Origin of the sequence: Pseudalkalibacillus decolorationis (assembly GCF_024609785.1) — a bacterium.
Taxonomy (GTDB): domain Bacteria; phylum Bacillota; class Bacilli; order Bacillales; family Fictibacillaceae; genus Pseudalkalibacillus; species Pseudalkalibacillus decolorationis.
Genome location: NZ_JANHJQ010000006.1, coordinates 126,188 through 139,353, shown reverse-complemented (window position 1 = coordinate 139,353; position 13,166 = coordinate 126,188). Strand labels below are relative to the sequence as shown.

Annotated in this window: 12 protein-coding genes and 1 riboswitch; of the genes, 2 read left to right on the top strand and 10 right to left on the bottom strand. The window is 38.1% G+C overall.

The window, feature by feature from the left end; all coding sequences use genetic code 11:
- Positions 1-164 precede the first annotated feature (164 nt).
- Positions 165-1,064 (bottom strand): DMT family transporter, encoded by a 900-nt coding sequence (locus NON16_RS25835; RefSeq protein ID WP_257348223.1) that lies wholly within the window; start codon positions 1,062-1,064, stop codon positions 165-167.
- Positions 1,065-1,304: 240 nt separating this feature from the next.
- Here NON16_RS25835 and NON16_RS07615 point away from each other — a divergent pair, with 240 nt between their 5' ends.
- On the top strand, positions 1,305-2,174 hold the full coding sequence (locus NON16_RS07615) for a LysR family transcriptional regulator (protein WP_257348221.1): 870 nt from the start codon (positions 1,305-1,307) through the stop codon (positions 2,172-2,174).
- A gap of 314 nt (positions 2,175-2,488) precedes the next feature.
- Here NON16_RS07615 and NON16_RS07610 read toward each other — a convergent pair whose 3' ends face one another.
- Together NON16_RS07610 and NON16_RS07605 are read right to left on the bottom strand one after the other, a co-directional pair.
- On the bottom strand, positions 2,489-2,800 hold the full coding sequence (locus NON16_RS07610; RefSeq protein ID WP_257348220.1) for a GNAT family N-acetyltransferase: 312 nt from the start codon (positions 2,798-2,800) through the stop codon (positions 2,489-2,491).
- Positions 2,740-3,231, bottom strand: a complete 492-nt coding sequence (locus NON16_RS07605; protein ID WP_257348218.1) for a GNAT family N-acetyltransferase, cg3035/Rv0428c family — start codon at positions 3,229-3,231, stop codon at positions 2,740-2,742. Before NON16_RS07605 ends, NON16_RS07610 begins: the two co-directional genes overlap by 61 nt.
- A 384-nt stretch (positions 3,232-3,615) precedes the next feature.
- On the opposite strand from NON16_RS07605, the gene NON16_RS07600 reads away from it, so the two are divergent.
- Positions 3,616-4,530 carry an iron-hydroxamate ABC transporter substrate-binding protein gene (locus NON16_RS07600; RefSeq protein WP_257348304.1) on the top strand — a complete coding sequence of 305 codons (915 nt, stop codon included), beginning with the start codon at positions 3,616-3,618 and terminating at the stop codon, positions 4,528-4,530.
- A gap of 338 nt (positions 4,531-4,868) precedes the next feature.
- Here NON16_RS07600 and NON16_RS07595 read toward each other — a convergent pair whose 3' ends face one another.
- The 7 genes from NON16_RS07595 to NON16_RS07565 form a co-directional block, all read right to left on the bottom strand.
- Entirely contained in the window at positions 4,869-6,059 is a 1,191-nt protein-coding gene (locus tag NON16_RS07595) for an aminotransferase-like domain-containing protein (RefSeq protein WP_257348217.1), read from the bottom strand.
- 426 nt (positions 6,060-6,485) lie between these two features.
- Positions 6,486-7,742 (bottom strand): MFS transporter, encoded by a 1,257-nt coding sequence (locus NON16_RS07590; RefSeq protein WP_257348216.1) that lies wholly within the window; start codon positions 7,740-7,742, stop codon positions 6,486-6,488.
- A 5-nt stretch (positions 7,743-7,747) separates the two neighbouring features.
- The gene (locus NON16_RS07585) at positions 7,748-8,566 is read right to left on the bottom strand and encodes an MBL fold metallo-hydrolase (RefSeq protein ID WP_257348215.1); all 819 of its coding nucleotides are present in this window, start codon (positions 8,564-8,566) and stop codon (positions 7,748-7,750) included.
- 38 nt (positions 8,567-8,604) lie between these two features.
- Positions 8,605-8,994 (bottom strand): PaaI family thioesterase, encoded by a 390-nt coding sequence (locus NON16_RS07580; protein WP_257348303.1) that lies wholly within the window; start codon positions 8,992-8,994, stop codon positions 8,605-8,607.
- A gap of 71 nt (positions 8,995-9,065) precedes the next feature.
- Entirely contained in the window at positions 9,066-9,437 is a 372-nt protein-coding gene (locus NON16_RS07575; protein WP_257348213.1) for a MarR family winged helix-turn-helix transcriptional regulator, read from the bottom strand.
- Between the two features lie 369 nt (positions 9,438-9,806).
- The gene (locus NON16_RS07570) at positions 9,807-10,718 is read right to left on the bottom strand and encodes a 5'-methylthioadenosine/S-adenosylhomocysteine nucleosidase (protein WP_257348211.1); all 912 of its coding nucleotides are present in this window, start codon (positions 10,716-10,718) and stop codon (positions 9,807-9,809) included.
- Between the two features lie 168 nt (positions 10,719-10,886).
- Positions 10,887-10,990, bottom strand: a riboswitch (purine riboswitch).
- Positions 10,991-11,477: 487 nt separating this feature from the next.
- A complete protein-coding gene (locus tag NON16_RS07565; protein WP_257348208.1) occupies positions 11,478-12,386 on the bottom strand; it encodes a hypothetical protein in 909 nt (302 codons plus the stop codon).
- Positions 12,387-13,166 lie beyond the last annotated feature (780 nt).

The following is a 13,166-nucleotide window of genomic DNA, read 5'->3' as shown; positions in this document are numbered from 1 at the left end:
TCACCAGTATTTATAAGAAGATTTCTTTCTGCTGACTCATACTGGGCTTCAAAGCTCATGTAGTTGGCCAATATCCATACGATAAAATACTTGATACCCTACTTTTAGATAAGGACTACTTTTTATAATTTTTCAGCTCTCATTAGCAATACTCTTTAAAAATTTCATTCAATCATGACACTTTGCCTTTTTCTTCCCTTAGCTCGTTTTTCTTCGACCGAAACAATTCTCCAAATGCTGCACCTCCTAAAATCAACAAAGCCCCGGCTATTTGCACAAGACTTAACTTTTCTCCTAAAATGGCAGCTGAAAAAATCAATGCCGATAGCGGCTCCAAATATCCGAGGATTGACACTGTCTGAACGGGCAAACCACCAATGGAAGAAAAATAAAAATAGCAACCGATTCCAGTACATACAACGCCTAATAGCAGTATGGGTATCAGATTTCCTTGCATAATGTTGACTGAAAATCCTTGCTTTAAACCTATAAAAATTGCAACCGTTATAAAGGCTAGTAAATAACTGGCACATGGCATTTTCAAGTCCTGTTATGCTTTTTGCCTTTTTATTGAAAACCACCATAATGGCATATGTGATTGCTGATAAAATTCCACAAATCAATCCCCAAGAAGTTCCATCCTGCGACAAAGCTTGCCCGTTTACACAAAGCATTCCAATTATTACAGCAAGAAATCCAAGTAGTTTGGCACTTGTCATCTTTTCCCTAAATATAACGGGAGAAAGAACCATGACAATAACAGGACCGCAATAATAAGCAAGGCTGGCAATGCTTACACCTATTTGTGCGTAAGCTTCAAATAAAAACATCCAGCTTGTACCCATCGCCATGCCGGAAATCACTAAATACAAAAAGTGTGATTTGTTTTTCCAAAACTGTACTTTCTGCTTAGAGAGTGCAAATACTAAAATCAGAAAAATGATACCTATCAAAGTCCGCAAAAAAACGATTTCATAGCTGTTCAATAAAATATAACTTGCAACAATTCCGTTGGAGCCAAACAGGAGCAATGCGGCTATATATTTGAAATATGCACTTTTCACTTTAATCACCATTATTTTTCTGAATTTTCCAATTCAATCACAGTCGGAATGTGCTTTAGGTTAGGAAGTATTGACGATCTCCTTTGTTTTGACCTTCATATATCCGGTTGTAGTCCCATCGCTACATCCCTTTCCTAACTTGAATTTTTGATAGTAATAACATATCATGTTCACATGTATTACAAAAACGAATGTTTATCATGATATGTATGACAAAAACAGATGGGGAAGGAAAAGAGTATGAATATCCAAAAATATATGGCATTTGTCAAAGTGGTAGAACTTGGTAACTTCACAAGAGCTGCCGAAGCATTGGACTATACACAGTCTGGGATTAGCCGTATGATTAACGATTTAGAAACGGAATGGGGAGTTTCCCTTTTTGAAAGAGGACGTGCCGGTATCAGTTTAACCTCGGATGGCTTAAAGTTACTGCCCCAATTAAAGCGAATCTGTAATGAGCATGAAATCTTAATGACTCATATCGAAGACTTACACGAAATACAGTCTGGGATGATTCGTATTGGGACATTTTCCAGCGTAGCAACCCATTGGCTCCCTAACATTATTAGAATTTTTAAGAAGGATTACCCGAAGATAGATTTTGAACTTCTGCTTGGTGATTATACAGAAATTGAAAGCTGGATTTCAAACGGACGTGTTGACTTAGGATTTGTGCGGCTACCGTCAAAAGCAGAATTTGAAACAATCTTTATGGAGCAAGACCGTTTGCTGGTAGTGATTCCGCAAAATCATCCGCTTGCTAATTACGAAAAGTTTCCAATCAACGACTTATTGAACAGTCCGTTTATGCTATTGGAAAAGGGAGCAAAAGCAGAAATCTCTGAAATTTTTGAGATGCACCATATTTCACCGCAAGTTCATTTTACAACATGGGATGACTATGCAATTATGTCTATGGTGGAAAACGGGCTAGGAATCAGTATATTACCAGAATTGATTTTACAGCGTATTCCTCACAAAATTATAGCGAAAGAGCTTGAAGTTCCTGCTTTTAGAAATATTGGTATTGCTACGAGAGAGCAAAAATCACTTTCCCTTGCGTCCAAGAGATTTTTAGAATATTTATCATATAGAAACAGGGAGTGAAAAAGTGTGATGGAGAAATCATTTAATCACATTGTTAAAACATCACATTATTTTAATCCTGATTTCTGTTTCCACTTACTTAAACACTCATGACAGTCCGTCCCATTATTTTATATAAAAAATAAGCACTGAGTAAATAAAGTGCTTACTTAATCATTTGTTATAATTTTATAACTCGAAATTTTATACATATAAGAGACGTTCATACGTTACTATCCAAATCATTTACATTTAATATTTTTATTTCACAATAGTTCCTATAATGGAATAGTTGAGTATCTACTATTAGCTGGTTTAGTTGAATTAGAAGTGGGTCAAACATTTTCTTTAACCCTGTACCAATACTTATAAATTTCCGAATAACCAATTTTGGAATAAAGTATTAATGCAGGTTTATTATTCAAAGGAACAGCTAGGTAACTGTATTTAGCTCCATTTTCTTTCCCCCATTTTAGTAAATTTAATATCAACTGTTCGCTGAATCCCTGATTCCTAAATTTAATATCAGTGACAATATCATAAAGTCCTATGTACTCCCTTTCTATAACCCCAAGACCACAGGCAATCACATCTTCCTTATAATATAGTGATATAAAGCACCTTTGAGTTGCAATATTGGACAACATTTGTACCATCGTATCCTTGTTTTTTCATCAACATTATTCAGTCTACAAAAATTATCTAACCACTCTACATTAATATCTCCATCTAGTTTTACGGAATGGAAGGTTGGTTCTATGATGCTATCTAGCTCCATGGTTTGGACACTTGTATAATCAATCAAAGAATAAGCCTTCTCCTCTAAAATATCATCTAAATTTTCTGGTTTAACAAAAGGCGTGATTTTAAATGTGGTACTTAAATCATTATTAGAGTAGATTTTCTCGCATTCTTCAATTTTTTGATTCAAATCATAAGTTGAATAATGGATAGGATTAATTGAATTAGCACGTTTCGTATAACCATGTGAAAATCGTAGTACCCACCCATCATAAAGTAACGTAGATAAGGGCTGCCAATTGTTCAAAGATAGTTCTTCAATAATTTTAAAATTCATTTTATCCCTCCAGATAGTTATTGAATTATAATACATTAAATTGTATTAATATTCAATAACTCAAAATGTTCTTTTTGGGATTATGTTGTTCAATAATCTGGACCTTCACAAAAAGAAAGAGCGCAATTCTTATTCTGGAATCGTTAGCAATAGAAATAGCAGATTACTGAAGATCACCTTTTATCCTTATTAAAGATAAGAATCCACTAACAGTCCTTAATTAATACAGTTTAACAATCTGAAATAAGTTTATTGACAATGATTATCATTACTATTAATATTTTTGATGTAGACTACTGAAAATGATTATCATTATTGATTGTATGCATTTTCATATTTGTTATATTTTTTAACCTACACTAATTAGCAAAGGAGAAGATCAATATAAAAAAGCTATTAATACCATTCCTATTCTTGTTTGTACTTATTCTTAGTGCTTGCGGGAACAAAGAGACAGCTAACACAAATAATGGACCCGAGACTGAAACAGAAACATTTACTTACCAATCAGAAACTGGACCTATTGAGGTTCCTACAGACCCTCAAAGAATAATTGCTCTTACTAATGGACCAAATGTAATGGCTTTAGATGGTAATATCGTTGGAATTGATCAATGGACTAATATGAATCCACTTTTTCAAGAAAGTCTAGAGGGAGTGGAAGTCGTATCAGAGGAAAACTTGGAGAAAATCATTGAACTAGAACCAGACCTAATCATAGCAGGATCTCACATGAAAAATATTGATAAACTAAATAAAATTGCACCTACTGTAGTATACAGTTGGGGAAAATTGGATTATTTAACACAGCAAATAGAAATCGGAAAACTCTTAAACAAAGAAAAGGAAGCAGAAGAATGGGTTAATGATTTCAAAGAGCGTGCCGAATCCGCAGGAGAAGCGATTCGAGCAAAAATTGGTGAAGATGCAACCGTTTCTGTGATTGAAAGTGGTCCTAAGGAGATTTATGTATTTGGAAATAATTATGCACGTGGAACAGAAATATTGTATCAAGCAATGGAATTGAAAATGCCTGAAAATGTAAAAGAACTGGCACTTGAATCAGGTATTTATACACTTTCATCGGAATTACTTCCTGAGTTTGCTGGAGATTATATTATCTTTAGTAAAAACCCAGATGGTGATAATTCATTTTTGGAGACCGAATTATGGAAAAACATACCTGCGGTTAAAAACGGGCGTGTATTTGAAATAAATAGTAAAGCATCCACCTACAGTGATCCAATCACTTTAGAGTATCTTCTGGAATATTTTGAAAAGTCTTTTCTTAACAATTAGTATGAAAAGAAGGAATTCTTCTAATATGAATTCCTTCTTTATCCTCTTTTTTTATAAAAAGAGGATAACGTATTTTTCTTGGCTTGCAGCGTTAGTTAATTAATTGCACATCGTTAGTGAAACAAAGAATAAATACTGAATTTACTATCAATACACTTCACAGAACAGACCTTCCGTGAAGTGTATGAAGGTATTTAGCCTTAGAGGCAATCCGAAAACACCCGATTTTTATTTAAAATTCACTTCATGAAAGATGATTAACGCAGCAAAATTTGTTGTTATGACGCTATGTATTCCCTTAGCGTAGGATTTTTATAAAATGTTGGCTGTACCCGAATTCAAAGATTAGCTTCTACGACTCTTCCCAGTCTCCGAATTCCCTCTACTATTTCTTTTTCATCCTCATAACTGAAGGAAAGGCGAAGAAATTCCGTTCCATCTGTTTGATCCATGAAAAAGTATTTACCAGGAATAAAAGATACCCCCTCCGATAGCGCCTGTGTCAACATTTCCGATGTTTCGACATCAGGAATTTTCATCCACACGAAGTAACCGCCTTCTGGCACATACCAGGAAGCTGATTCAGGAAGATACTGTTCTAGTGCCGAGAGTAGAACGGCACATTTAGCCCAGTATGTGTCTCTCAAGGTTAGGAGTTTTACCTCAAAATCGGTGTTTGCTAAGAATACAGCCATGGTCGCTTGAGCAAACGGATGGTTCAGATCTTTTTTAAACCATGCGGATGCATGAATGATTTCACTTGCTCCAGTTATCCATCCAATACGCATTCCTGGTGCCACTATCTTGGATAATGAACCGACATGCAAAACTCTGGACTTTTTATCCATTGCTTTCAGTGTTGGTAGATTCTTATAAAATGATAATTCCCCGTACGCATCATCCTCTACTATAAAGAAATTATAGCTGTCGGCTAGCTCCAATACATGCTGCCTGCGCTCTGCTGTCATAGTCGTCCCTGTTGGATTTTGAAAAGTTGGAATAGTATATAGAAAACGTGGATTGGCTAGCCCATTTCGCTTCCTTTCGGCTAAAATTTCTTCCAAAACATCGGTTTGAAGTCCATGCTTATCTACAGGAATACTGATAATACGCTTCGTATAATTTTGAAAAATTTCTAAAGCCTCCATATAGGTGGGAGACTCTATTGCCACGATTGTCTCCTCATCTAGGAGAATGCGAGCAATCAAATCGATCGCCTGACAAGCGCCAGAGGTTATCAAAAGCTCTTCTCCCGAAACAGAAATACCTCTCTCTTCCAATCTTACTTTAATCTGTTCCTTTAGTTTTAAAATTTTTGGACTTCCAAGATAATGGAGTGGTAAATCCTGTTCCTCTTCTAATAGACTGGTAACAGCTACCTTTAGCTCCTCATCCGGAACAAGGGCAGGTGCTGGATAGCCGGAATGCAGACGAATACAATCTTCCGGAAGCTCCGGAATCCACTCCCCAGGTGGAATATTCTTAAGGGCTACTTTGATATTTTCAGGAAAAAAAGATGCAACACTCACTTCTATCTACACCTTTCTATTACATTGTATTAGTTTTTACTATTGATTATAAACTTCTTACCTGAGATGCTCCACCAATCCCTCCATAAGGTTTTGAAATTCTTCAGAATACTCGAATTTTCTCAAAGATTAATTGACACTAATTGTTGATACACCATAATTAAAAGATAATTATTGAACGGATGTTTAAATATTTTACAGGGTGGGCCAATAATTCTTTAATAAACATGCTAGGATTTTTAAATAACTTTATTGTAAATGTAACAACTTTATTGTATTTAAACGACTTTATTGTCAATCTAAGAAGAAATTATTAGGGACAAAAGAATAGGTCATTTGCCCAATTGCTATATTTTGGTATTGCGTTAAAAGGAATTCCGGCCTTCTTCATGTCAGCTTCTTATTGTAAAAACGATCCCTTTACTTTTAAAGGGAACGCCCATGACCTATTTTAATATACTTGGGAAATGTAATACTTTCAGGCAAATAATAGGACGCCCCACTAGCAATAAGAGAAATAAAAGCTGCTGTTCCAAATGCTAATACATGAGTTCCAAACGTCTCATATCCCCACCCACCTATGAATGAGCCTATTGCTCCTCCGATCTGATGCCCGAAAAAAGCCCACCCATTCAAAATCCCAAGTAAACGAACCCCATATAAATCGCTCATAATCGCAGAGGACATGGCAATTGATCCTGCCCATACCAATCCTCCGGTAGCTGCTACGAAATAGAGTTGCAATGGGGTTACCACGTAAACTAAGCCGAGAATCCCCATACCTCTAACGAAATAGACCCAAAAGAGAATGTTTTTTCGGGGATACCGATCTGCAATCGATCCCAAGAATAAAGTGCTAAAAATTGCTACAACTCCAATTATCCCAACGCCAAATGAAGCATTCATAGGCTTAAAATGATGATCCATCAACATAGGGACCGCGTGGGATCCCATGAGATTCATGCTAAAACCGCAGGCAAACATTCCTGTGACGATTTGCCAGTAAGGCCGTGTCTTAACAGCGTCTTTCCATGTGATTTCCGGTTGGTTGTCCTGTTTAATTTTACCTTCGTAAACTGCAGCAGCATCTGCCCCCTCCGGTACGACTTCCCGCATGACAAAGATAGCTGAGGGAAGTACGATGCAAATGAACACCCCTCCAAAAATTAGAAGTGTCCACTGCCATCCGACCAACTGAATTAACAGGGTTTCAACCGGTGTCATAACAGCCATTCCTGCCATCCCACCTGTGGACAAATAAAAGAGCGCCTTTCCCCTTTGTCGAACAAACCACTTACTAACGATCGGTGCCAAAGTAATATTGCTTAAAAAGGCAAGACCTAGTGATAGAAAAATACCGAAAGAAAGAAGAAACGAAACCAACTCTTTTGAGCTTATCGTCCATAATATCGATGCACAAACAGTAATTAAGCCGGTTAACAAGACGGAACGGGTGCTGTAGCGTTTTAAAAGATATCCAGCTAGAGGCATTCCTAATCCATAAACAATCATCCCAATTGCGACGATGACTGAAAACTCCGTTCGAGACAACTCTAAATCTAACATAATCGGCTTAACAAAAGGACCGATCCCCATCCGCAACCCCATGGTGAGTAGGACGATCACGGATGCCGAAGCAACGATGTACCACCCATAATATGTACACCTGCTACTTTTTGTCATGATGTTCACCTCTTAGCAATGGTAAGCTTTTCATCAGAAATAATTGAAGTGACGATATGCAAAGAGTCCCATTCTCCTTCGGAAACTGCTATAATTGGGTACTTTTTCTGGAATAGCTTTTTATTGATTTCAGCAATTGAGAGTCCTTCCTGATGTAGATTTTTCACTTCACCGCAAAGATTCTCAAGATAATTCAACTTTTGCTTCATCATCCCTTTTCCATCCTGTATGTACCCGGCATGGCTGCAAAATATCGATCCGAAATCATAGGAGAGCAGCATTCGAATTGAGTTCATAATTAATGGGATCGATTCACTATTCATAATGACCTTTGTCTTCGGAGCTAAAAATAAATCACCTGTAAATAATCTGCCTGTTTCTTCATGAATAAGTGAGATATGGTCATCTGCATGACCTGGTGTATAAATCACTTTCCACTCTTGACTTCGAGATTGGATCGTATCTCCAAGCGGTAAAGCTTTGAACGCATTTCGTACCCCCCAGGAAATCTGGCGATACTTTGGATACGAACATGGTTGAGCACATATGCTAATTCCTTTATCATGCATATAAATTGGAACATTTCGGTTTTCTTGAATCCATGAAGCTGTTCCCGTATGATCCTCATGGCTATGGGTTAATGTGACTAGGTCAATCAAATTATCTTCGTAGAAAGGAATTAGATCAGCTTCAAGGCATTTGGGTCCGGTATCAATTAACATGCCGTCTACCAAAAATGCATAAACCGTACCTTCTTTGCGACCAGACCTTACAACTTTCCCCTCTACACAAGTAACGTCCTCTCTTCCATACACTTGTATCATGGTCTTTCGTTCACTCTCCTTACACCTTTTTTCACGGTTTACCTTTTAGCAATAACTGCCATCGTACAACGGGATATACAAATTAACTGTCCATCTTCATCAGTAATTTTAATATCCCAGACCATTGTTGTGCGTCCTTTATGAAAAGGGGTAGCGGTTGCATTGACAACGCCATCTGTTTTACTTCGAATATGGTTTGCATTGATTTCCATCCCAACTGGGTTGAATTTTTCGGGGTCTATATTGATAACAGTTGCAATGGAAGCAACCGTTTCCGCCAATGCAACAGAGGCACCCCCATGTAAAATGCCTGCTGGCTGCCTCGTTTTAGGACCTACTGGCATCGTCATTACCACACGGTCTGGCGTGAGTTCGACATATTCAATTTCAAGTGCTTCAATAAGAGTATGTTTGCTCCGGGACCGCATCTGTTCAGCAAATTCATCCTTATCCTCAACATTGTATAGGTCTAACACTTCTTGCGAAACGATCATTCCATTCAGCCTCCTCTATTCTTGTTCCTTATTCCAATGTCGAAAAGTATTTTCTTAAATCGCTGAATCTCCTCATCATCAAAATCAGACATCACTTCTTCATTCATTTCATCCATCTTCTGACATAAAGGACCCTCCATAGATCTCCCTTTTCCAGTCAGAAAAACTAGCTTGTTGCGGCGATCATTGGGATCAACTCGTCGTTCAATAAATTCATTTTGTTCCAGTCGGTCGATTATACCTGTTATGGTAGCACTGTCTAGTAGAAGTCTTTCACCTAATACATAACCGAATTGTCCATCCTTTTTCCAAAGAAGGCGGAGTAGCGCATATTGAACAGGTGTCACACCATACGAGGATAGTTTGGATTTACTCACTTGATTTACTCTTTGCAAAGCTTTTCCTAGAAGAAAATGTATACATATATCGGATTTCTCCATTAACTAACACCCTCACTCGTTCAATTTTCTGATTAATCCGAATATAACATACGCATAGGTGATTTGTATACAAGTGATTTGTACACAAGTGAACACCTCGTCATGTTGTTTAACTGCATTAATTGTGTATTTTGATCGTTCATCAAAAAAGACAGTAAGGAATGTCCATTTCCATTACTGTCTCAATTTCTGATTTTACTATATAGACTCTTTTGTTTATACTTCTGTTTTGTCTTCAACATGTTCGACAATTCTTAAATGGTATTGAATTGTTGCTTTAGTTGAAATTGAAATGATTTTACTTTATTATTCGCTTGGCAACGTAGATATATATTTTCTAACTACTTCATAAACATATTCTTGATTTGCTGCTGCCGTATCTGGGTTGTATTCGCCACCATTCGTTTTATTATTCGAAAGTATCCGGATACCTAGGAATGGTACATCATACGCTTTGGCGATTTGCGCTCCTGCAGCACCTTCCATTTCTTCTACAGAGGTACCATACTTTTTATGGAACCATTTGATTCTATCAACTTCATTGTTCCAAACGTCTGCAGAACCGATAGTACCCTCGACAACCTTACCTTTAGTGTACTTATCTTTTACCGCATTTGCAGCTGCGAGTAAGTCTTTATCTCCTTCGTAATAACGGATATTTTCGGCATTAGGATCTTCACCTGCACTTCCTTCAGAAGCCATTAAGTCCATCGGCTTCCATTCCGTTGGAGCAATTCCTTCGTTTTCAGCCCTATTTCCTGTTTTTAATGAGCCTATGTTTACCGTTCTTTTTCCTAAAACAATATCAAATACGTGTAAATTAGGATCATGCCCGCCTGATGTTCCTTGATTGATTATTGCTATAGGGTTGTATCTTTCAATAGCCACTGCTGTAGCAGCAGCTGTATTTTCCATTCCCTTACCTGTTTTTGCAACTATTACAGGATAATTGTCTACAGTACCTATATAAAATTCAAAAGTTCCTGATTTTTCTTTTTTCACATTTTCTAACTTATCTGCGAATTTTTCAGCTTCTATCGGCATTGGACCTTGGACGATGATAGGCCGTTGAGCGTTTTCTTGTTCAGCTTCAGATTGTGCAGAAGAACTACATCCAGCAATCACCGATACTAACAGTACAGCAATGAATGCTAATGATACGTAGTTTTTTAATAGTTTTAATCCTTGTTTCTTTGCTTTGAAAAATGCTGCTTCCATTCTGTTTTCCTCCCTGTTGTTTGATACTCGTAGTTTTGGTCATAAGAAAAAGGTCCAGAAAATGTAGAATGATATCTACCTTCTAGACCTACGAAGTCAAAGTATAATAATTTAGCAAAAATAGAGAGAATGCTAAATCATTGAATGGCAACAGCAAAAAAGCCGAACCACCAGTATACTTCAACTCGTAGTCCAGTTCTTTCAATGGGAACCGGGTAGAAACACTCAGACCATATTACCGAGGATATACGAGAAATGATATATAAGATTACTTTGCCAATATAGCAAATTTATAATAGATAATCAATGAAAAGGTGAACTTTAATTCAAAAAAATCATTTAATGTTCGTGTTTTTGGCGGATTTAATAAAGTTAATCGAGAATTAAATCGTTTTATTGGGGAAACAGGCTGTTTTATTTTAGGAGCACATAATAAGTATCTTTAACTAATACTGAAATCAAATCTCCACCGTTGCTTTCCGAAATTTTATTAATAAATGATGCTTTTTACAAAAACAGACCTTTTCTACTGCTGAATCCTCCCACGACTAAAGCCGTGGGGTTCGAATACGTAAGACCTTCTTCTAAACCGGCAGCCACAGTCCACCCCTTTCAGAATGCTCGGCATTTAGGGACTTAGACACTGAATCTCACTTCTATCCGAACGTTCGCAGTCCAAGCAACCTCTGTTGCCATTAACGACTGCTTCTTTCTGCTCTCACAAGCTCGGTGGGGCCACACCGCTCCTTTTATCCTTGGCTATTGATTGACCAGAATCCCTGAATTCAAAATCATCTTGTTTTGTATCAGAATGTGACCCACAGCTTCATCATGGTTTCTTTTAAATAGGGGATACGTTTCTTGGCATCGTTTTTGAATCGGTTTGGTTCCAGCCTTATTGGAATTCATCAAGAGAAAAGCAGAATACAAATCCCGTTGAACGCGGGAACCATCTTCGAACGGATGCCAACGTTGAGATAATGGCTTTTTTATGTAAGTACGACGCTGATGGCAGTATTGACTGGCTTTGAAGGTTTGGGTTTGGACATGGACGAACATCCCCCCAAGTCGTTTTACTTTTTGCTCTACGATCTGGACCAACATGGCAGGTGCGCGGTGGCCGATACTTTTTCCAAATCGCTTCTTCCGTTTCATCTTGCCGGTCTTCTCTGAAACTTCCGTGTCTTTTTTCCGTTTTTGGAGTGCTTTGAAATGCATCGTCTCGATGTAGAAACAATGGCCAAGGCTTACTAAGAGATTGGACAACTGGTTATGAGACTGTTTTCGGACTACCCTTTGTTTTCGATAACATTCTTGTAACCGTGACCGAAGAGTTTGATAGCTTTTGGAATAGCTCCAGGTTTTCTGTCCTTTCTTGATCGTACCATTTTCATGATAGTTTTCTGGGTTGGAGGACCGTTTGGATCGGTCCATCCTGCGTTGAAGAAGACGAATCTCACGAGAGAGGGGTTGAACCTGATCCGCTAAATTCCATAAGCCAGCCTGGGTGATGGAGGAAACGGCAAGGGTTGAGGTTCCAATATCTAACCCCACTGGTCCCTTTCCGAGTGTTTTTGTTTTTGTCGGTGGATACCCCCCAATGACGAGATCGGCAAAACAACGGATGTTTCCACGGATTACTTTTTTAACTAACCGTACGTATTTCACACGATATCTTTCGAGAACCTTGATTNCCCCCCAATGACGAGATCGGCAAAACAACGGATGTTTCCACGGATTACTTTTTTAACTAACCGTACGTATTTCACACGATATCTTTCGAGAACCTTGATTGATTTGCCTTTTTCCGTTTTCGTGTAGGAGAAGGAGGTTTGGTTTTCAAGTAGAGACAGAATGGTCAAGGCATACTCGTCGTTGGGTTTGATACGTAAAGGCGTTGATCGATCTTTGTAGACGAGGTGACGATCCACATATCGCCAGCCTGTCGTATTCGTTTTCCCTTCTAGACTCACCATCTCTCCTTTTCGAATAAACCTGACCTTGGCGGCTTTCCCGAATAGTTTCTGACGAAAAGCGAGCCACGCACGGGAAGCCATTTTTTGGGCAACTGCGGCATTGACTTGATTGGCAAAGTGTTGTCGGATGGGTTTGATCCATTGATGAGAGGCATATTCCGTGAGTTGGTACTTTTCACGAAGTTGGTCCAACTGAATGTGTACGTTCTTTCGTTCTTCTTTTAGAGTAGGATTGTCCTTATCCAAGCAAAGCTTTTGACGGATTCCCTTTAATTGACGTATGCATCGTTTATACGCTTTTTCACGTTTGTATTGGTATTCTCGCTTGAGATACATTCCGAGTACCGTGTTGTAGATGACACGGCACACTTCTAGTTCCTTTTCAAGGTTGGAAAACAATCGTGGGTTCTTTTCCAATTCAAGTGTGAAAACAAAGCTTGGAGATTGACCTTTCGCCACCTCTACCCCTCCC